General features: G+C 35.0%; 17 protein-coding genes. 9 read left to right on the top strand and 8 right to left on the bottom strand.

Annotated elements, in window-relative coordinates; all coding sequences use genetic code 11:
* Position 1: 1 nt before the first annotated feature.
* Both FF52_RS05095 and FF52_RS05090 read left to right on the top strand, forming a co-directional pair.
* Complete coding sequence (locus tag FF52_RS05095) at positions 2–1051, top strand: type II asparaginase (RefSeq protein WP_008463543.1); 1050 nt, start codon at positions 2–4, stop codon at positions 1049–1051.
* Positions 1052–1068: 17 nt separating this feature from the next.
* Positions 1069–2262 (top strand): porin, encoded by a 1194-nt coding sequence (locus FF52_RS05090; protein ID WP_008463541.1) that lies wholly within the window; start codon positions 1069–1071, stop codon positions 2260–2262.
* A 315-nt stretch (positions 2263–2577) separates the two neighbouring features.
* Here FF52_RS05090 and FF52_RS05085 read toward each other — a convergent pair whose 3' ends face one another.
* Genes FF52_RS05085 through FF52_RS05070 form a run of 4 tightly spaced genes read right to left on the bottom strand, consistent with a single transcriptional unit; the run spans position 2578 to position 7332 of the window.
* Positions 2578–3738, bottom strand: coding sequence for an ABC transporter permease (locus FF52_RS05085; protein ID WP_008463539.1), 1161 nt, complete (start codon positions 3736–3738; stop codon positions 2578–2580).
* Positions 3707–4891: an ABC transporter permease gene (locus FF52_RS05080; protein WP_008463537.1), complete on the bottom strand. Its 1185-nt coding sequence runs from the start codon at positions 4889–4891 to the stop codon at positions 3707–3709. The genes FF52_RS05085 and FF52_RS05080 overlap by 32 nt, the downstream gene beginning before the upstream one ends.
* Entirely contained in the window at positions 4891–5877 is a 987-nt protein-coding gene (locus FF52_RS05075; RefSeq protein WP_008463535.1) for an HlyD family secretion protein, read from the bottom strand. The genes FF52_RS05080 and FF52_RS05075 overlap by 1 nt, the downstream gene beginning before the upstream one ends.
* Entirely contained in the window at positions 5878–7332 is a 1455-nt protein-coding gene (locus tag FF52_RS05070; protein WP_008463532.1) for a TolC family protein, read from the bottom strand.
* 623 nt (positions 7333–7955) lie between these two features.
* Here FF52_RS05070 and FF52_RS05065 point away from each other — a divergent pair.
* On the top strand, positions 7956–8636 hold the full coding sequence (locus FF52_RS05065; RefSeq protein ID WP_008463530.1) for a metal-dependent hydrolase: 681 nt from the start codon (positions 7956–7958) through the stop codon (positions 8634–8636).
* A gap of 186 nt (positions 8637–8822) precedes the next feature.
* On the opposite strand, the gene FF52_RS05060 is transcribed toward FF52_RS05065, so the two are convergent.
* Positions 8823–9659, bottom strand: a complete 837-nt coding sequence (locus FF52_RS05060; protein ID WP_008463529.1) for an alpha/beta fold hydrolase — start codon at positions 9657–9659, stop codon at positions 8823–8825.
* A 270-nt stretch (positions 9660–9929) separates the two neighbouring features.
* Here FF52_RS05060 and FF52_RS05055 point away from each other — a divergent pair, with 270 nt between their 5' ends.
* A complete protein-coding gene (locus FF52_RS05055; protein WP_202802103.1) occupies positions 9930–10718 on the top strand; it encodes an alpha/beta fold hydrolase in 789 nt (262 codons plus the stop codon).
* A 175-nt stretch (positions 10719–10893) separates the two neighbouring features.
* Here FF52_RS05055 and FF52_RS05050 read toward each other — a convergent pair whose 3' ends face one another.
* Positions 10894–12867 (bottom strand): sigma 54-interacting response regulator, encoded by a 1974-nt coding sequence (locus FF52_RS05050; RefSeq protein ID WP_008463526.1) that lies wholly within the window; start codon positions 12865–12867, stop codon positions 10894–10896.
* Between the two features lie 206 nt (positions 12868–13073).
* On the opposite strand from FF52_RS05050, the gene FF52_RS05045 reads away from it, so the two are divergent.
* The 5 genes from FF52_RS05045 to FF52_RS05025 all read left to right on the top strand — a co-directional run bounded on the left by FF52_RS05045 (position 13074) and on the right by FF52_RS05025 (position 18887).
* Positions 13074–15509, top strand: coding sequence for a sensor histidine kinase (locus FF52_RS05045; protein ID WP_008463525.1), 2436 nt, complete (start codon positions 13074–13076; stop codon positions 15507–15509).
* 176 nt (positions 15510–15685) lie between these two features.
* On the top strand, positions 15686–16429 hold the full coding sequence (locus FF52_RS05040) for a hypothetical protein (protein WP_008463524.1): 744 nt from the start codon (positions 15686–15688) through the stop codon (positions 16427–16429).
* 113 nt (positions 16430–16542) lie between these two features.
* The gene (locus FF52_RS05035; RefSeq protein WP_008463523.1) at positions 16543–17082 is read left to right on the top strand and encodes a hydrolase; all 540 of its coding nucleotides are present in this window, start codon (positions 16543–16545) and stop codon (positions 17080–17082) included.
* Between the two features lie 4 nt (positions 17083–17086).
* Positions 17087–17857 carry an alpha/beta hydrolase gene (locus FF52_RS05030; RefSeq protein WP_008463522.1) on the top strand — a complete coding sequence of 257 codons (771 nt, stop codon included), beginning with the start codon at positions 17087–17089 and terminating at the stop codon, positions 17855–17857.
* Between the two features lie 211 nt (positions 17858–18068).
* A complete protein-coding gene (locus tag FF52_RS05025) occupies positions 18069–18887 on the top strand; it encodes a helix-turn-helix transcriptional regulator (RefSeq protein WP_008463521.1) in 819 nt (272 codons plus the stop codon).
* Here the strand turns inward: FF52_RS05025 and FF52_RS05020 are convergent.
* Positions 18884–19336 (bottom strand): YybH family protein, encoded by a 453-nt coding sequence (locus tag FF52_RS05020; protein WP_157498515.1) that lies wholly within the window; start codon positions 19334–19336, stop codon positions 18884–18886. The two genes, FF52_RS05025 and FF52_RS05020, sit on opposite strands and share 4 nt — an antisense overlap.
* Before the next feature lie 149 nt (positions 19337–19485).
* On the bottom strand, positions 19486–20910 hold the full coding sequence (locus FF52_RS05015) for a SusD/RagB family nutrient-binding outer membrane lipoprotein (protein ID WP_008463517.1): 1425 nt from the start codon (positions 20908–20910) through the stop codon (positions 19486–19488).

Raw genomic sequence — 20910 nt, 5'->3', positions numbered from 1 at the left:
TATGAAAAATCTATTTACTTTATTATTATCCGTTTTATTAGTAACAGGCATTTATGCTCAAAAATTACCTCGAATTAAAATACTAGCAACTGGAGGAACAATTGCAGGCCAAGGTGCATCTGCAGATCGTTCTGCTTATACCGCGGGACAATTACCTATAAAAGATTTAATTGCAGCAGTTCCAGGAATTGACAAAGTTGCAGAGATTTCAGGAGAACAGATCTCAAATGTAGGAAGTCAGGACATGACTGTAGACATTTGGATTAAACTGAATAAAAGAATAAATGAGATTTATAAAAATAATGAAGCTGACGGAATCGTAATCACCCACGGAACAGATACTCAGGAAGAAACTGCTTATTTTTTATCATTGACAGTACGATATGACAAACCTGTAATTGTTACAGGTTCTATGCGTCCAGCAACAGCCATCAGCGCAGACGGGCCAAAGAATTTGTATGATGCAGTAACTCTCGCAGCTTCAAAACAAGCGGCACACAGTGGCGTTTTATTGGTATTTAACGAATACATTTTTACAGGAAGAAGTGCCGTAAAAACCAGTACAACACACTTAAATGCGTTTACAGCGCCAAACAATGGTCCAATTGGGCAGGTTTATGACGGTAAAGTCATTCTTTATGAAACTCCGGTAAGAAAAGCCAATAAAAATACCCCGTTTGATATTACAGGTTTAACAACTTTACCTGAAGTCGCGATTGTCGAATTATATGCTGATGCACCTGCAACTGCAATTAATGCATATGTAGCATCTGGAGTAAAAGGAATTGTAACTGGCGGTTTGGGTAACGGAAATCTAAATAAGGTAAATTCAGATGCTGCAGCTAGCGCTGTTAAAAAGGGGATTGCCGTTGCAAGAGCTTCCAGAGTACCGTCTGGAAGAGTTACTTTATTTGACGAAACCGATGACCAAAAGCTTGGAACAATTGTCACCGATGATTTGATTCCGCAGAAAGCACGAATTTTACTAATGTTGGGCCTTACACAAACAAGCGATAGCAAAAAACTGCAGGAGTATTTCTTTGAGTATTAAACTTGAAATTGTAAATTATGCGTGTCTTAACTTCAATAATTTTGGGCGTTTTTTTGGCTTCAAGTGTTTACGCACAGCAAGAAAAACAGACTGATACGGTCCTGAATCATAAAACACCACTAATAAAAGCAACAAAAGTTGATTTGCTCAATAATGTTGATTTAATTTTCAATACACAAGTAGGGTTCAACACCTATTTTGATGACGGAAATTACACTGGCAGTAAATTTGAAGTAAATCAGTTTAGATTGGAAATAAAAGGAAAAGTGTATAAGGACAAAGTTTTTTTTAGGTTTCGAGACCGATATACTAAAGAAACTGAACCGCAATCTACCGATAACATCAGCAGTTCTACTGACTTGGCTTTTATTGGTTATAATATATCCAACAGAACAAGTATTGCAATTGGAAAAATGACGGCTAACTGGGGTGGTTATGAGTTTGATATGAACCCTATTGACATCTATCAATACAATGACATTGTTGATAATTCGGATAACTTTCTGACAGGAGTTCAGGTAAACTGGAAATTGAATGCCAACCATGTCTTTTCGGGACAGATCTTAAATTCAAGAACCAAAACTTTTTCTGAACTCTATCAAAATGTGCCAGATGTAGAAGAAGCAAAATTTCCGGCAGCTTACGTTGGAAACTGGAACGGAAGTTTTTTAGGCGGAAAATTCAAAACGATATACAGTTTCAGTATTTTTCAGGAAGCCACAAAAAATGGAAGGCCTGTAAATATGTACTATACGGCATTAGGAAATCAATTTAGAAGCAAAAAATGGCTTTTTCAATATGATTTCAAATGGAGCAGTGAAGATCTAGACCGAACAGGAGTGGTTAGTACTATTATTCCAGATACCGTTTTAGATCATGCCGCAGAAAATGTGTATTATGTAGAACATTGGCTTAGAACGGTATATTCTCTGAATGAACAATGGAAACTTACGGTTATCGGGATGACAAGTAAAGCCTCGTGGAAAGAGATTCCTGATCCGACTGTAAGCTCGAACCGAATTCGTACCGCATACGGCATTATTCCAACAGTAGAATTTTATCCGATCAAAAACTTCAACTTAAAGTTTTTTGCCACATATGTGCAGCGATTCTACAATTATAGCGATTATGCTAAAACAGATTTGGGACAATCGAATATCACAAGCGGAAGAATTATGCTTGGCATAATTTCTCCATTGGTGGTATTGTAATAAATTTAGGTAAGTAAATAACTCAATTAAGAAGCTGGAGCAAATCGTAAAATGCGATTTATTCCAGCTTTTTTTTATTTGTTCTCTCGCAGATTTGGCAGATTGAGCAGATTTAAAAATTATTAATAATTCAAAACTCTCGAAGTTGAGTTTTTTTTATGAGTTGCCTCCAACTTGAGCTAGAGTCAATTCAAATTATACCATATCATTCGTATCCCCGTGGTTGAAACCCACGGGCTATGTATGAATGTATGCGTAACGATTAGGCAAAACTCATAACTCATAACTCATAATTCATAATTCATAACTCATAATTCATAACTCTTTACTCGCTAAATATCGTAAGCGAACAAAACAAATTGTGCTATAAAAAGCAAAAAGCAATATAAGATGCAATAAAACAGACGGATTGTTCCATAAACTCGCACCCGATTGTACGATGGACGTATACAAAACAATAAAAGGCGTTGTCGGCAAAAGGTTGGACAGCCATTGTAATACTAGCGGAAGCGACTCAAACGGCCAACTGTAACCTGTAATCAAGAAAATTGGATAAGTAGAAAAAGCCATCATCTGCAAACAAAGCAATTGCGATTTGAACAAAGAACCAATAAACTGAGCCATCGGAATTAAAGTGACAATGAACAAAAGCAACAATAAACTCAATTCCAATCCGTTGCCTCTCATGGGTAAATTAAGCAATTTGTAATTTACATTTAAAAAGAAAAAGCCATAGGAAGAAAAAAGAATCAGATAGAACAATCCTTTTCCCCAGATGCCATTAGAAATACCAGAACCCAACCATTCGCTCAAACGAGAACGCTGACGCTCGCCTGCAACACTTTCGGATAGACCAATCAGTAAGGTCTGCTGTAAAATCAGAGCTAATAATCCAGGCAACAAAAAGGCTCCATAACTTGATCTTTCATTAAATAACGGACGATAATCTAAATTTACAGGCATTACATTTTCCATAGCAATAGTAGTGCTCATGCCTTCTTTTTTCTGATAATACTGAAGCCTCACTCCCGCCCCAACCGTGAGACATATCTGTTGGACATTTAGTAAGAGATCGCTCGAGGGAAGAAACCTTGCAGCATTGATTGCCAATACAACATTACTTTGTTTTAAACTCAGCAAATTGGCTTCTGTCCCTTCTGGAATATAAAAATAACCTTGGCAATTGCCTTGATACATCTGCTCTTTTGCCTGTTCTAGATTAGAAAAATGAATGAGTTCTACTATCGGAGAATCGTCGATGTTTTGCTGCAGCAAGCGGGATAATCTCGAATTATCATCATCGACAACAGCCAATTTCACATCAAATTCTTCTTTATTGATATAAATGCTTCCGTAAAAAAAAGCATAAAGCAAAGGTGCGATAAGAAGCGTTAGCAGCAAACTATGATCTTTTACTACCTGCGAAGCTTCTCTCAAAAAAAAATTAGTCAGCGATTGTTGCGGTTTCTTTTTCATTTTTAATCGAATTAAATTGACGTTTGAACAACAACATAGCTGTCGGGTACATTACCGCACAGAACAATAAAAGTTTGGAGAAATCTCCTAAAGCATATTTTAAAGGGAGATTCATATAATAGACTTTAAAAAATCCATCTAAAAACGAGGTATAAGGCATAATAAGCGCATAGTATTGGTCGTACCAAGGCATTGCCCATCTCGGAAAAGTAAATCCGCTGAAAACAAAAGCGGGTGAAGTATAGAAAAGGGCAACATCTCCCGAAAGCATTACGTCTTTAAACAAAGCCGATATAAACATGCCAATGCCTATACAGGCTAAAGAAAGCAGTGTATAAATGATAAAAAACTTACCTGTTGCTGCAGAAACACCAATATCAAAAAAGGGAAATATGACACCTACAATGATGATAAAATTAATCCAGCTGATGGCGAGATGCGCAATTGTTTTTCCAACAATTACAGCAACGACAGAACCTCTAGATGAATCGTAAAGTTCGTGCATTGTTTCTGTCACCCATTCATAATTTAAAGCCAGCATAGAACCAATAATTAGAATCATCTGCATACCGACAGTTATTAATCCTGGAACCAAATATTCCTGATAATTATAAGTCGGATTATAAAGCTGATAGGTATTGAGACTAATCGGATTCGCAATTGCCATTGCCCGATCAGATTTCATTCCGGTTTTTACCAATTTCTGCAAAATTACGCCTGTGCTTCCAGTAATTACAACTTCGGCAACAGCCTTATAAACTAATTTGGCAGGAACTAACGCCGCAGCATTAGTATACAAGGTTACAGTACTTGGATGTCTGCTGTAAATATTCTTTTGAAGATTTGCGGGAAAATGTATGGCTCCTAAGATTTTACCTTCTTGTATCAGTTTTTTTACTTCGGCTTCACTGCTTACTCTTCTAGTAATTTGCAATGCTTCTTTTTGCTCTAATAAAAAAAGCAATTCACGGCTAACAGGGCTTTGATCTTCATCCCAAACCGCAAATGCCAAATTTTTAGCCTCCTGCTTCTGATAAATAAGAGCATAGAAGAAAAACAAAGCCGCAGGAACCACAAGCATTACCAAGTAAAACACTTTCAAACTTAGAATGCGCTTCCATTCCCTAACAATTATGTTCTTGATAGCATTCATTAAGGAAGAATTAAAGAAGCTGTCATGCCAGAACGAAGTCCTTTTATCTGTGAAAGGTTTTCAGGCTTTAGTTCTATGGTAAAAGTTCTCAGTTCAAATTCTCCTTTGTCTTTAGACGGAACCCAATTGGCAAATTCCAATGTAGGCGCAATAGAATGTACGGTAGTACTAAACGTTTCAGGTTCGCAGCCTGGAACTTTAACCGATACTTTGCTTCCTACCTTTAGCAGATTTGATTTATCTTGTCTGATATTAAACTTAATTATAGTTGAGTTTTTCTTCTCTATTGTCATGATCGGATACCCAATTGATATAATTTCTCCTTGATGTGTAACCAAACTCGAGATTACGCCATCTGCTGGAGCATATACTTTTGTATTATCTCCAAGTGCCTTCGTCAATTCATAAGCTTGTTCTGCTTGTTTTACAATTGCATTTGCAGTTTTTAGCAATTCAGGTCTTGTACCATTTTTTAGCATTTGCAGATTTAACTGAGCGGTTTCCATTTCTTTTTTCGCAGCTTGAAACTTAAAATAGAAAACATCTTTTTCCTGTCCCGATATAACATCTTCTTTGTATAATCGTTCCATGCGGTCATAAGTAGTGCTAAACAATTTATATTGCTCCTGACTGATTTGATACAATTTAGAAGTGGCTTCAATGAGTTCTGGCCTTGCTCCCTGCGTAAGCAGTTCCTGCTGACCTTTTGCTGCATCTATAGCCGATAACGCCTGCGCTTTAATCGCATTTATTTCGTTAGATCGAAGCACGGCCAATAATTGCCCTGTTTTTACAGTGTCGCCCTGCTGAACAAGCAACGAATCTAATCTGCCTGGGAATTCTGCCGCTACATCAACACTTGATGCATCGACCATTCCTATGAAATTATTTTCTTCGTTATTATCTTTTAAGAAAAAAATCAATCCTGCTATTACTACAAAGATCGGAATGATCAGCGCCCAATAGTTTTTAAATATCTCTTTCATCTATTTAATAAATTGCGTTATTTGACTTGGATTTCCTAAGCTATTAAAATATTCGGCTAATGCCAGATAGTATCCTAATACAGCGGTATAATATCCTTTTTCAATTTCCGTTTCTACCAATAAAGCATCATTCACGTCTTTTGGTGATGACAGCTGATTGTTCATTCTTTTGGTAATTAAACTGCTTGTTGTAGCGGCTTCTTTTCTGGCTGCATCCATGGCATCAACATCGTTTTGAAGAGAACTCATTTTATTCTTAGCTACTCTCGACTGCACTTGAAGCATTAAACTCGAATTCTCCTCTCCTAACTTGGCCTCTTCTATCATCTGTTTCGCGGCCAAAGTTTTTTTGCTTGTCTGTCCGTTGTACAAAGTCCATTGCAATTCCAACCCCACAAACCAATCTGGAATAGAAACCGGTAAATCTTTCTGATATAAGTTGTAATTTCCTATTGCAAAAATATTAGGCAAAGCCATTGATTTGCTGATTTTTTCAGCAGTTTCTGCGTACGTAATTTTGTTGTTTGCAATTCTGTAAACGGGATTTGTAAGCCAGTAATCCTTAACAGGCTTCTCTAGATTCACTGCATTGTATCTCAAGGTGTCTGAAATCACTATTTGGGTATTAAGGTCAACTCCCATAAGCTTATTCAGTTCCAAATGGGCATTTTGCTTTTCCAACTTAATATTGTTGTATTGGCTTTGTGCTTGAATTAAGACCACATTCGTCCAATTCTTCTGGTAAGGAGGCAGTATTTTATTTCTTACTAGCTCTTCTGCGTAATTTTTATTTTTATCTAAAGCATTTACAATCTGTTCCTGTTTTTTAATTAAAGAATTGAGATATAATATTCTGATGTATTGAATTGCAATTAAAAAATCAACTTCTTTACCAGCAAGCTCGACACCAATATCTGCTGAATTGACAACGGATTGAGCCAAATCAATGCTGGAATTTATTTTATTTCCCAAAAAAATAGGTTGACGAACTCCTACCCCCGCAATAAAATAGGATTGCTTGCTTAAACTAGGATTGTAATCTGGATAAATACCGCTAATCACTTTTTTTGAAGCATCGTAAATACGATCCTGAGCAGCCTGCGACAAATTGCCGCCTGTAATTTCATGATAAATTTCGTTGGCAGTATTTACACTTTGCTGCGATGAACCTTCGACAATTCCATCTTTTACCGTTTGCAGATTTATAGTAAGCGGGTTGCTTAAATAAGAATAACTCGACAAAAGATCCACCTTAGGGAAATACCCTTTCTTCTCGGCCTGAAGATTGTATTCGCCTGTTTTTAATGCAGATTTTGCTTGTTTTATGGTAATATTATTTTGCTGTGCTATAGAAAAACATTCCTCCAGAGATGTGGTTTGTGCTTTTGTTTCCAGACAGGATACTAAAAAGCAAAACAAAATACAGGGTTTTAGAAAATTTAGTCTTACGTACATCTATATATTATTCTTATAAATTGAAATTACTTTGAACTAGCGACTTCTTTTGCTGTTTTATTAAAACTGCAGGATAAAATAGAAATGAGATAAAAACTTATTGTTCCAGATAAATCCGGAATTATCCGAATGACCGAATTTAAATTGCTGTTTATGAAAATGGGGTCTTAATCTAAACAACAACGAGAAAAGTATAGCGTATAGACCGATATACCAACTAGTTAAAGATAAGATTTTATTTAATAACTGCCTGTTAATTTTTCTAAAATCATATATTTTTTCTTTTTAAAAAACTAGTAATAAAAAAAGATATTTGAACCTTTTCTAAACATTTGCATGTCTCTTCGCTAGAGCATCAGAACAATTGCCTCCAGCTTTAGCTGGAGGTTACAGAAATTTAAGCATATAGGGCTTTAGCCAAATTTATATACAAAACTTTACTATTTCAAAACCGTTTTCATGCCGCTCCTCTGGAGCTTTTTGTTTCTGTGAAATGGATCCTTCTACAAATATTTTGCTCCGCTGGAGCATTTAAATAACTTTTGCTTTTATAGTGTTCTTCTCCATTGGCATATTTCTTGAAAAAATATTCTTCATTATTAACTGATTTAAAACTATTTATCATGAAAGTTACTTACTACGGGCATTCGTGTTTTTCGGTTTATGCTAACGGAAAACACCTTCTTTTTGATCCTTTTATTACGCCAAACGAATTGGCCAAAGAAGTTGACGTTGATGCCATAAAAGCAGATTATATTTTTATTTCTCATGCGCATTATGACCACATTCTCGATGTAGAACGAATTGCAAAAAATACGGGAGCCAAAGTGCTCGGAAATTTTGAAATCTATAATTGGCTATTGAAAAACGGAATCGAAAATGCGCATCCTATCAACCCTGGCGGTAAATTTGATTTTGATTTCGGAACTGTAAAATGTGTCGTTGCTCAGCATCCCAGCAGTTTTATAGATGGTTCTTATGGAGGAATCGCTTGTGGTTTTGTACTCAAAACTTCTGACGGAAATTTTTACTACAGCGGCGATACTGCTTTGACTTTAGACATGCAGCTTATTCTTAAATTTGCAAAACTTGATTTTGCAGTTTTCCCAATTGGTGACGGACTTACAATGGGTATTGAAGAAGCTATCGAAGCCTCAAAACTGGTTGGAGTCAATAAGATATTAGGCGTTCATTACGACACTTTCGGTTTTATTGTCATGGATCATCAAAAAGCTTTAGATGCCTTTAAAAAGGCTTCACTTCAATTATTTCTTCCTAAAATAAACAGCACTATAGAGATATAAATTGGTTATTCTCTTTGTTATATTTCGCTAAAAGATAACTTTTAGCGAAATATCATCTGCAATTAATGCTGCGCTAAAAAAGATTCTGATTTTTTTTCATGAAAAAAGGAATAGCTGCTGACACTATTCCTTTCAACAGAAAATAGCTATGCGACTATTTTCTGCAATTTATATTTCTGTTTTTTGTTATGTATAGCTCACAAAATTAATGATGTACTGCGCTGTAAGTTCAGGATATTGATGTTGAGGTCCGTGTCCTGTTGCAGTGTAAACAATCATTTGCGTATTTGCCATCTGGTTGACAAACGAGTACCAATTTTCTACAGCAAAACTGATATCATGATCTCCAGAAATAATTAAAATAGGCGTTTTGATCTTCTTTATCTGTTCTCTAAAATTAAGAGGATCATCTCTAAAAGTATCACCTCCTCCAAAATACAATTGAAAAACATCCATAGTAGAAGGGATTTTTCCGCCATCGATTTTTTTATGAATTCGATCATGAGAAGCTTTTGCTGCTAATCGGCTAGATTCTGATTTTGGTTCGAAAAACAAAACAATTTCATCCTCAAAATCGTTTACTGGTTTTAGCGCCGCATCAAAAAATGCCTGTTCTATAGGAATCTCATTTTTCCCCGGCGGATTTGTTCCAACTAAAACCGCATGCGTTACAAGATTAGGATATAATAAAGTTGCCGTTTGTGCCACTAATCCACCGTAAGACCATCCTAGAACAACAATTGAATCCAACTTTAAGTAATCAGCAAGATCTTTAACATCTTTTGCTACAACGGTAATATCTGGCGCAAGACTGCCTGTAGAAGAACCAATTCCAGAATAATCAAATACAATAACATTAAACTTTTCGGCCACCTTTGCCACAAACAGCGGATCCCACGTATCTAACGTTCCTCTAAAACGGTTTACAAAAATTATTGCCTTTCCTTTTCCATACGAGCGATAAGCAATGGTACGATCGCCTAATTCTGCGAAACTTGTTTCTGTGTCATAAATTTTTTCCATAATTATAATTTAAAGATTGAAACCCATATTGTTTTTTGAGGGAGACAAAGATTAAACCAAAACGCAGAGCCTTTAAAATAAAGGATTTACTAGATTTTTTTTTGCTTGAACTTATGATATTTCAAGAATCAAAACTTGTTTTTAACGATATATAATAATTCTGCCACTAGCTGTTCTAACAATGCTTTTATAATCAATACTTTATAAAAAAGGCATTTCTTTTGTTTTCAAACTGTATTACTTTCTGAAAACTAACCTAATAGCTTCGATATGATGTATTTATCTAATAAAAAAACCATTATGTTTATTACTGGAGCATTTGTAAGCCATATTTGTTGGAAAGAATGGATCGTTTTTTTTGAAAGTAAAGGGTATAAAACTGTAGCACCGCCTTGGCCACACAAAAATGAACTGCCTGCTGCCTTAAGACAAACGCATACTAATTCAAAAATTGCTTTAAACGGTTTGAATATTGTATTGGATTACTATATCGAAATTATGGACAAACTTCCTGAAAAGCCTATTCTAATAGGCCATTCTTACGGAGGTCTTTTAGCTCAATTGCTGATTCAGAAAGAATTGGGTTGTGCTGGAATCTGTATCAATTCTATTCCTCCTTACAATGCATTTCATTTTAATTTTTCCTTCTATAAAACCATTTGGGACCTATCAGACATTTTCAGTTCGGCAGCCAAAACTTACTTACTGCCTTTTAAAAAATGGCAACACTATTTTAGCAGCCAAATGACTTTTGAAGAACAAAAAGAAACCTACGAAACATTTTTAATTCCGGAATCAAAATTAATAATGCGTGATATTTTTACGAAAACAGGAAAAATCGATTTTAAAAAGAAACACGAACCTCTTCTATTTATATCCAGTTCAGAAGATGTCTTTACGCCTGCTTCTCTGAATTATGCTAACTTTATAAAATACAAAAATCTGCACTCTATAACTTGTTATAAAGAATTTCGAAATTCAAATCATCTGAGCATAAATCAGGAAAATTGGGAGAATATTGCTGAGTTTATAGCAAATTGGCTGATGAAAGTTACTTAAACATTACTAATCATTTTAAACACATAGAAATATAGTTTAGTCAAACTTAAAAAAGGCGTTTCACTAATTGAAAGAATAGGACAAACTATGTGAAAAAAATAGTTTTCTCTTTACCATGTTTTACACATAGAACATAAAATCTATGTTCCAATGTGTTTATTTTTTAAGATATGACTTAAATAATCCCTTTCTTAATCTCCAGCTTTTTAATTTTAGAATTCAATGTTGACGGATGAATATCCAGAATTTCGGCCGCACCGCCAGATCCAGAAATTTTTCCGTTGCATTTTTTAAGGATGTAAAGAATGTAATCTCTTTCATTTTCTAATATTGTTTTGATCGAAAATGATTCAGCTGGTTGTTCAGGATGCATTTTGGCAGACATCGAAAGTTCTATTTCCTTGATTGTGTTTCCTTCTGTCAATAAAATTGCGCGCTGGATGACATGTTCAAGTTCACGAATATTTCCCGGCCAATTGTAATTCATAATCTGCTGCAAAGCAAAATCAGACAGCGCTGGTGCTTTTCTGCCCATCTTATCACTGTAAAGGGCTATAAAATGATTGGCTAAATCTGGAATATCTTCTTTTCTCTTTTTTAATGGAGGAACCATAATTGGGAAAACATGCAGACGATAATACAAATCCATTCTAAATCTTCCTGCTGCCACTTCTTCTTCGAGATTTTTGTTGGTTGCCGCAATAATCCTAACATCAATTTTCATAGGAGAAGTACCGCCAACGCGCTCAATTTCTCTTTCCTGCAAAACACGCAGCAATTTGACCTGAAGTTCTAGAGACATCTCTCCTACTTCGTCTAGAAAAATAGTTCCACCGTCAGCCAATTCAAATTTACCGATACGTTTATCTAAAGCCCCTGTAAAAGCACCTTTTTCGTGACCAAAAAGCAGTGATTCGGCAAGATTTTCAGGAATTGCTCCACAGTTGATAATAACCAGAGGCTTATCTTTTCTGGGAGATAAAGCATGAATGCTTTGCGCAATTTTTTCCTTTCCTGTTCCGCTTTCGCCAAGAACCAGTACCGAAGTATCGGAAGGTGCTACTTTTCGAATATAATTAAAAACAGAATTCATTTGCGAGCTATTGCCAATAATCCCTTCAAAGCCTTCTTGGGTGCTTACTGGTTTAGCGTTTTTGGCTTCAGCTTTTTTCGGAGCCACACTAAATTCTTCTTTCGAATAGATTTTTGCTATAAACTGCCCGAATATAGGTTCTAGTGAAGTCAAAATTCGCAGATGTTCCTGGGAATACACATTCAGGTTACGGCTGTAAAAAGTAAAATGATAGCTCTGGATTGCGGCAATCGAAAGCGGAAAAACTAAATATGATTTTATTCCGAAATTATGCGAGATCAAAGCTTTTATTGGCGCTTCCTGAAGGTTGTTTATCAGTGCTTCTTCGCTATAAATAATCGGTTCTCGATCTATTTTTGATTTCTTGTACGTTTCATTTATCTCTCTCTCAGACAATTCTGTTATTTGAACAAGTTTCTGCAGGTTAATAATCTGATACTGATCGATATTTCTGCGGACAATTCCGAGATTATCGTAATGTGTACTGGCCACAAAACCAGTCTCTAAATAATCGAAAGGAATAAAAGTCTGAACTGCTTTTGCAAAAGCCAACAAAGCCTCTTCTTTCTTTACATTTGAATTTATGATCTCTGAAATTGCTTTTTGAAGCTGAAATTGCTGTCTCAACTGGCTTTCTAAACTATATTGCTGACGATAAAAAGCGATTTCGAGAGTCGTGAGAACATCTTGCTCTCTAAATGGTTTTACAATAAATCCGTATGGTTGCGTAGTTTTTGCTTCGTCTAAAATACTTTTGCTGGAATTGGCCGAAATAAAGATAAAACCAATATGCTTTTCTTTAAGAATATGTGCTAACTCTATGCCGTCCCGCTTGCCTTTGAGCATAATGTCCAAAAAAACAAGATCTGGTTTTTCAATCTCAATCTGTTCCAAAGCCTGCTCTACCGATCTTGCAATTCCTGTAACTTCATAATTAGCTTTTTCAAGAATAAGCTGTAAATCGTGCGCTTCAATAAACTGATCTTCAACAATTAAAATTCGCTTTTTTAATGCTGAAACTGCAGCTTTATTTCCGTTATCGGCAGACTTTTTCATAAGTGGGTAAATTTTGTCCTACATAACACTTAATTAATTGATACAAAAATAGTTAATTATCACATTTAAAATTAAGCGTTTTCAAATTTAGTTAAATAAAAATCATATTTTACCATAATTTTCTCGTTATTTTGCAAGCCAAACTCAATTGTTTCTCTTTATATTTGTTAATCAAAAACTTACTAAATCTAATCCCATTCAAATTCATGAAGCTGCTGTATCCTTTTTGTCTTCTATTCTTTATTGCAATTAATTCTGAAGCGCAAAATCACCCTGCTACAGCGGGCTATGATTTAAAAAAGAAACGTTTGCTTATACAAACCTGTTCTTCTTATCTGTATAATTCAAATCAAGGATCAATAGATCTAGACAGTGCAGTAGTTTTAACCTGTAAAGCCTATAAACTGCCTATTTCTTTAGCCTATGACGAAGGTTTTAATGATGGTTCTTATTTGATTGGAAAAGATTTAATTGAAAAAGGCAATATCGATGCTGCCAAAAAACTTTTTCAAAAACCAAAAGGTGTAAACAAAGTAAAACTAGCGTTGCAATTGGGAATTTTTTATCTGTTTAAACCCTTTACCAAACCAGATGATATCAAAAATGCGCATCATTTTATAACAGAAGCAGTCAAAATCAGCAATCAGTTAAAAATTCAAAAATGGCAACATCAGAGTTTGATGCTTTTAGGAAAGTTTTATTTCCAGATCAACAATTATCCTGAAAGCAAAAAATGCTTTTCGCAAGTAGTAAACGAATGCCGAAAACAAAACGACAAAGCTGCTTTAGCAGACGCTTTATTCTATCAGGCAACAAACCAATATGATTTAGATCCCGCAAAAGAAAAAATCCTGAAAGAAGCCGAAGCTTTATACAAAACTTTAGGCTTTGAAGAAAAAAGAATAATCACAAAAGCAAGAATATGTACCATCTATTTCTGGCACGGAAAAATAAACGATGCCAAGAAAATCTTATATCAAAATGCTGCCGATATGCGAAAAATTGGCTTCAGGCAGCAGCAATACATTGAAACCACAATTGCTTATATAGAAGGCGTACAATTCAATATTAAAAGTGCTCTTTATTATGCTTTAAAGAGTGTAAAAAGCATGGAGTCTACAAAAGATTACACTTTTGCTGACATTTTTTATATGCGCTTAGGATTGGTGTATTTGCAAATGGGACACACAGATGAAGCCATAAAAATGTCTGAAAAAAGTATTAGATACGGACAAAACATTTTTAGTAGCGGCAGTTGGTACAAAAGTTTTATGACAGCAACCGCATCTTTATCCATGAAAGGAAAAAACAAAGAAGCCATAGAATACATGAATTCTATTACGAGCCACTATCCTCCTCCAAATAAGTTTGACAATATGCTTATGAATTATGGTTACGCCAACTGTTACTGGCGAATCAAAAATTATGGCACAGCCGAAAAGTATTTTATAAAAGCTGGAGAAGCTGCTGATGGTTTAGACTCTCCACAAACCTACAGAGATGTCTGCAACACGTATTCGTCTATTGCTTTATTTTATGCGAATCGAAAAAACCTTCATAAAACAAAATTGTATATCGATAAGATTGATGCTGTATCAAAAAAATATAGCCAGAACTATAATTCTGAAGCGTTGCAAATGTCCTTATACAAATTAGATTCGTTGAACGGCAATTTTAAATCGGCATTAGAGCATCATAAATTGTATAAAAAAATGAGTGATTCCGTTTTAGATTATGCTAAAAACAAGCAGATTGAAGAACTTAGATTCCAATACGAAACAGAAAATAAAGAACAGAAAATCAAATCATTAAATCAAGAAACTAGTTTACAGGAAACAGCCTTAAAAAAATCAAAATTATTAAATACAGTTTCTATATCGAGTTTGGTTTTATTGGTTCTTATTATTGCCTTATTGTACAACAGATATCGTCTGAAACAGAAAAACAATGCCGAACTTGAATTGAAAGAAAAAGAAATCAATCAGAAGAATATTAATCTAAGACATTTACTGGATGAGAAAGAATGGCTTTTAAAAGAAATCCACCATCGTGTAAAAAACAATCTTCAAACTGTAATAAGTCTGCTCAATTCGCAATCTGCTTATCTGGAAAATGATATGGCGCTATCGGCAATTAAAAACAGCCAGCACCGTATTCATTCTATGTCGCTCATTCATCAGAAATTATATAATTCCGAGAATATTTCGACTATCAATATGCCGAATTATATCAAAGAATTGGTCGAATATTTAAGAGAATCTTTTTCGCTTGGACAAAGAATCCGTTTTGAATTAAAAATTGATCCCTTGGAATTGGATGTAGCACAGGCCGTTCCAATTGGACTTATTCTTAACGAATCGATTACAAATTCTATAAAATATGCGTTTCCAGACAACAGAACTGGAATGATTTACGTCACTTTACAGGCTACATCTGAAAACAAATATCTTCTTACCATTGCAGATAATGGAGTTGGTTTTGATGCTAATATAAGCAATAAAAAAATCAACTCATTTGGATTGAGCCTTATAAGAGGTTTAAGTGATGACTTGGATGCCACTTTTTCTATGGAAAACAATAATGGAACGATTCTTAAAATTGAATTTTCAAAGGAATTTCCAATCAATGAAAAGAGAAGATAATTTGAACAGCAGACAATCATTATTTTTATAGCGAAATCTCACGAATCTAAATCCGTTTAGCGATATATAGCGCTTGTAAACGAACAAAAAGCACTAAAACACTGATTATTACACAATATAACGGCATGGCATATAAATTGGTTTTCTACGGAAGTTAACCCTTAAAACCATGTATTATGAAAAATTCAATATTGCTATTAATCATTCTATTTCTAAATTACAGCGAAACTAGAGCATGCGACAAATGTGCCACTTACAATAACAGCGATTTTAAGATTAAATCGGCAACCATTACTCATAAAGCTGATTTGGAACTTACTGTTTGGGATATTAAAGTCGAAGGAACAGCAGGAAAAACAATACCTAAACCTATAGGACAATTAAATGGTGCTCCTGTTTTGGCTTACGTTTTTCCGACTACTCTAAAATCATCTGATATTGGTTTTGGTCAAACTGAGGGAATTGTGGCTCTTGCCCTAACTTCTCATCCTGACTTTGAAGACACACCGCTTTGGGACGAAAATCTAGACGGAAATTATCTCAATGATGGTTTAGTATGGCATGCCCATTGGGTTTTGCTTGTTGAAGACAAACGTGTTGGCGGCGGACTTTCGGTAAAAGAATTTACAAAAGGAGATCCAAAAGTAGTACTGCCTCCAACCAATCCTGGTATGGCTATGTATATGGACAGTCCTGGTTTTAACATCGTAACTAAAGGCAATTCTATAAAAGTTATTGTGCCTAATTCTAGAATTAACAACAAAACCAACTTTAAGTTTGATGCTGTAAGCTGTTATATGGAAGTAAGTACTGGCGCTGGCGGTTCTCATGATTCTGAAGGCACTAAACCAATGCTTGGAGTTTACAAAGTGTATACTGTTGCAAGCGGTAATTTATCATTGCCTTATTCGGTCAAATAAATTAATCTTAAAACAGAATTTTGTTCTTCCTAAAAACAAAAAGCCATAACCCACTGAAAAAGAATATTTTAAATATATAAAATTTGTAAATTTAATGTCCTAAACGAAAAGTTATGCTTCAACAAGAAAACACTGGCTTAATTATAATTGATGTGCAGGGAAAACTTGCCCGAATTGTACAAAACAGTGAAAAGCTGGCTGAAAATCTGGAGAAACTTATCAAAGGCTGTCAAATATTGTCTATCCCGATTGTTTGGGCAGAACAAAATCCAAAAGGCCTTGGAAGAACTATCCCTGAATTGGAAAAATTATTGCTTCATCAGAAACCCATTGAAAAATATACTTTCAATGCATATGAAAATGATGTTTTCAAACAAGCAATTATGGATTCTGGAAGAAAACAATGGCTAATCTGCGGCATCGAAGCTCATATTTGTGTTTATCAGACTGCTATCGGATTATTGTCTAACAATTTTGAAGTAGAAATAGTTATCGATTGTGTTTCTTCACGAGAAACAAAAAGCATTGAAACTGCTATACAAAAACTGCAGCAAAAAGGAGCTTCTGTAACCAATATTGAAATGTGTCTCTATGAATTGGTAAAAGACTCCAGACGAGATATCTTCAAAGAAATTCTAACATTAATCAAATAAAATCATGTCAAAATCAAAAACAATTGTACTTATACACGGAAATTTTGTCAATGACAAAACTTGGGCCGATTGGAAAAAGCACTATGAACAAAAAGGATATACGGTTTACACTCCTGCAAACCCTGGACACGATGGAAATCCTGCTGATTTAAGAACAAAAGTTCATCCAGATCTGACTAAAACTGGGTTTATTGACATCGTCAACAACATCAGCAGATTAATAGATACTTTACCTGAAAAGCCTTTGGTTATTGGACATTCAATGGCTGGTATGGCAACTTTAAAATTGGTAGAATTGGGCAAAGCCGCTGCGGGAGTAAGTATTGACGGAGCACCACCAAAAAATGTGTTTCCGCCATTTCAAACTTTAAAGACTGTAATTCCTGCTTTTGGCTTTTTTTCTTCTTCTAAATATTTTATGGGAAGCCGAAAATGGTACGATTATGCCTTTTTTAACACCATACCTGAAGCACAAAAAAGTATTGCTTTTGAGAAATTTGCTGTGCCAGAAAGTTATAAAGTAAGCCGAGAATTGGTTTTGAATTCTTTCTCCAATATCAATTTTAAAAAACCGCATGAACCTATTCTCTTTGTTGGCGGCGGAAGTGATCATATTTTTCCACCTAACTTAACAGAAACAATTGCCAGTAGATATAAAGAAAATGCAGGACGAGTAGACCTTAAAATATTTGATGGCAAAAGCCATTTTATCTGTGGAGAACCTGACTGGGAAAGTGTAGCCGATTATATTTTAAATTGGTACGAAAACCTATAAAAAAATTGTAATTGAAATAAAAGCCCTGTAGCAAAATATGGTACAGGGCTTTTTTAAAATCAAAAAAAAATTTATTCCGTAGGAATATTGATTACTGTTATTTCAGTCAACAACATCTGCTAAATTCTAATTCGTTTATATTGTATTTATTATTAATTTAGAACTTACTATAAATCAGTTAATTTACTTCTAAATTACAACAAAAAGCGATATGCAGATTTTACCGTCCGCCAGTTTAGCGCCGTTTATAAAAAATTATACTGTTGTTACAATCGAAAAAGATCTCGACAACGAAGTTTTTTATCCAAGCGGATATGTCGATTTGATTATAAATATTTCTGGAGGATTTGCAGCTACTATTATTAACGGAAAACAAAAAGATACTCCTGCAATAGAATTATTGGGACATCTTACGCTTCCAACACGTCTTTCTGTAGCAAAAGGAACGTCCGTACTCATAGCAAGAATTTATCCGTATGCCAGCGCACTGTTTTTTTCAGATCCTCTATCAGAATTTACCAATTATGCCACCGATATGTATGATGTTGCTTTGGGAGAAAATAGAGATTTGTATGACCAGATCATGGAAAGGGACGATTTATTGTCTAAAATAAGTGTTTTAGAAACGTACTTTCTTAAAAAATTAAAGAAAAATGAAACTCGATTAAAAAAAGTTTCAATAGTTCAGAATCTGAGTCAGGAGCTTTTTCGACATCATAAGCAATTGGATTTACCTTTCCTTGCCCACCATTCGGGATTATCAGAAAGGTATATCCAAAAACTTTATTTGTCTAATATTGGCATAAGTCCTGCTGCTTTTACCTCTGTAGTCCGATTTAATAAAAGTCTGGATTTAGTACTCAACACGACAGAATCATTGACGACTATAGCTTACGATAATGGCTATTATGACCAATCTCATTTTATTAAAGAGTTTAAGAAGTTTACTGGCATTACGCCATCTGCATCCAGAAATTCGATGCTAAAAAACGATACCGATTTACAGCAGGCAGTTAACATTGGTTTTTAATCTTGTTTTGCAGGATGATTGCTGCTAAACATATCACGATGCATTTTCCAGCCATCTTTGGTTTTCTTCCAGATCACGATTACTTTTCCGTCATCTAGTTTTTTGCCATTCATATCAGTCATTTCATAAAAACTTTCTTCAGTAACGGCTGTTTTTGCGTCTCCATAAAGATGCTGGATTGTGAATATAACATGCACTTGAGGTCCGCCTCTAAAAAAGGAATCAATTTGTTTTGCTCCGCATTTTGGCTCTCCATTTGGCGGAAATAGACAAGCATCATCCGTATATCTTGCAACAATAGAACCATCGTTCTTGTTGGTAAAGTCGGAGAACGTTTTGTTACTGGCTTCAATAATTTTTTTTACCTCTTTTAAAGCAGGATCTGTGTTTTGGGCATTACACCAAAAAGTAAGCATCATGAATGTGCTTAAAATGATTTTTGTTTTCATGGTTTATATATTTTTTTACAAAGAAAATTATTCTGCTAGCCCAAAAATTGTAAAATAACGAACAACTTTATCATAATTGAAAACAATGCAAAAACCCCGCATCAAAGTTTGATACGGGGCTTTTTTGATGAAATTTATTAAATTCAGATTTATTTCACATCAAACCATAATTTGGTTGTCAGTAAATCTTTTCCTTGATCTGCAACAGCAGCTTGATAACTTGCTCCATTAAGAGATTGTTCTGTACCCGGATAGAAAAGACGTGAAGGAATTTTTCCGTCTAAAACAGTTGCTGGACCAGCAGTTAAGACAGGATAATCCAATCTTCTCCATTCTGTAAATGCATCAAGACCTTGTCCGAAGAAAGCAATCCATTTTTGTGTACCGATTGATTTAGCATAGTTTGAAGCATCATATTTCACGCTTGCCTGATTCAAATACGTTGAAATAGTTGTAGCATTTGTAATTCCAAATTGATTGAAAGACGCTGTAATAGCATTTTTATAATACTGCTCTGCATCTCCAGAAATATATCCTCTTGCCGCAGCTTCTGCCAAGTTAAACAAAGTTTCAGAGTAAGAAGCAATTACAGCAGGCGAAGCTGATGTAAGGAAATAAGTTCCTGGTTTTGATGTTTTTGCAAAACCTTGGCTATTGGCATCACTGTTTGATAATCCGTTAGCACCACCAACATATTTTCCTACGCTTGCATCTGATGGCAATTGTGCAAATACTGGCAAACGCGGATCAGATAATGCATACAATTGATCTACCATAGTTTTTGAAATACGGAAATCGTCTCTCGTTTCAAACCAAGCTGAAGCTGGATTTTGCTGTGGCGAACTAGTGTAAGTGAACTTAAATGTTTCACTTTCGCTGCCGATTAGTCCTGCAGCATCGCTTGTTGCCTCAATTGCAGCTTGTTTCGCCAGAACAGGTTCTCTGTCTGAAATTCTTAAAGCAATTCTCAAACGAAGCGAATTCACAAATTTTTTCCATTTTGCTATATCGCCTTTATAAACCAAATCTCCTGTTACAGAACCGTTAGCAGCATTTAATAAAGATTGAGCTTGTTTCAAATCTTCAAGCAAACCTGTATAAACTTCTTTTTGAGTGTTATACGCTGGCGTTACTTTTTGACCTGCTTCTTTGTACGGAATGCTTCCGTAAGCATCTGTCAGCAATAAAAATGTCCATGAACGTAGCGATAAGGCAATTCCCTTATAGTTAGAATTCGCCTGTGCATCTGGAAACTTTATAATTGTGTTCAAATCTGTAATTAGAGTTGAATATCCTTTATCCCACAATGAAGTGAAAGAAGTGTTCGAAACATCGTAACGGTCTGGTTCTGTATATTGAATTTTAGCCCAATGCTGTACAAAAAGTAATGTTGAGTTAAAGTTATTTGCATCTCCCCAATACAAATCTGCACCTTGTTTTAAAGTACCAGTCAAAAGGTACGGCGCAAGTGGCGTTTCAGTTGCATTTGGGTTTTTATTTATATCGTCAAGAGTATCACTGCAAGAGCTCAGTGTCAATGCAAACAGTATTGTATATGATAGTTTTTTTAGCAT

The organism is Flavobacterium sp. F52 (genome assembly GCF_000278705.1).
Lineage (GTDB): Bacteria > Bacteroidota > Bacteroidia > Flavobacteriales > Flavobacteriaceae > Flavobacterium > Flavobacterium anhuiense.
The sequence above is the reverse complement of the archived record's forward strand: the minus strand, read 5'-3'. Positions and strand labels throughout refer to the sequence as shown.

Bases quoted from the DNA above. Each gene is read 5' to 3' on its own strand.
- FF52_RS05095 (WP_008463543.1), top strand. From the start codon at position 2: ATGAAAAATCTATTTACTTTATTATTATCCGTTTTATTAGTAACAGGC.
- FF52_RS05090 (WP_008463541.1), top strand. From the start codon at position 1,069: ATGCGTGTCTTAACTTCAATAATTTTGGGCGTTTTTTTGGCTTCAAGT.
- FF52_RS05085 (WP_008463539.1), bottom strand. From the start codon at position 3,738: ATGAAAAAGAAACCGCAACAATCGCTGACTAATTTTTTTTTGAGAGAA.
- FF52_RS05080 (WP_008463537.1), bottom strand. From the start codon at position 4,891: ATGAATGCTATCAAGAACATAATTGTTAGGGAATGGAAGCGCATTCTA.
- FF52_RS05075 (WP_008463535.1), bottom strand. From the start codon at position 5,877: ATGAAAGAGATATTTAAAAACTATTGGGCGCTGATCATTCCGATCTTT.
- FF52_RS05070 (WP_008463532.1), bottom strand. From the start codon at position 7,332: ATGTACGTAAGACTAAATTTTCTAAAACCCTGTATTTTGTTTTGCTTT.
- FF52_RS05065 (WP_008463530.1), top strand. From the start codon at position 7,956: ATGAAAGTTACTTACTACGGGCATTCGTGTTTTTCGGTTTATGCTAAC.
- FF52_RS05060 (WP_008463529.1), bottom strand. From the start codon at position 9,659: ATGGAAAAAATTTATGACACAGAAACAAGTTTCGCAGAATTAGGCGAT.
- FF52_RS05055 (WP_202802103.1), top strand. From the start codon at position 9,930: ATGATGTATTTATCTAATAAAAAAACCATTATGTTTATTACTGGAGCA.
- FF52_RS05050 (WP_008463526.1), bottom strand. From the start codon at position 12,867: ATGAAAAAGTCTGCCGATAACGGAAATAAAGCTGCAGTTTCAGCATTA.
- FF52_RS05045 (WP_008463525.1), top strand. From the start codon at position 13,074: ATGAAGCTGCTGTATCCTTTTTGTCTTCTATTCTTTATTGCAATTAAT.
- FF52_RS05040 (WP_008463524.1), top strand. From the start codon at position 15,686: ATGAAAAATTCAATATTGCTATTAATCATTCTATTTCTAAATTACAGC.
- FF52_RS05035 (WP_008463523.1), top strand. From the start codon at position 16,543: ATGCTTCAACAAGAAAACACTGGCTTAATTATAATTGATGTGCAGGGA.
- FF52_RS05030 (WP_008463522.1), top strand. From the start codon at position 17,087: ATGTCAAAATCAAAAACAATTGTACTTATACACGGAAATTTTGTCAAT.
- FF52_RS05025 (WP_008463521.1), top strand. From the start codon at position 18,069: ATGCAGATTTTACCGTCCGCCAGTTTAGCGCCGTTTATAAAAAATTAT.
- FF52_RS05020 (WP_157498515.1), bottom strand. From the start codon at position 19,336: ATGAAAACAAAAATCATTTTAAGCACATTCATGATGCTTACTTTTTGG.
- FF52_RS05015 (WP_008463517.1), bottom strand. From the start codon at position 20,910: ATGCTAAAAAAACTATCATATACAATACTGTTTGCATTGACACTGAGC.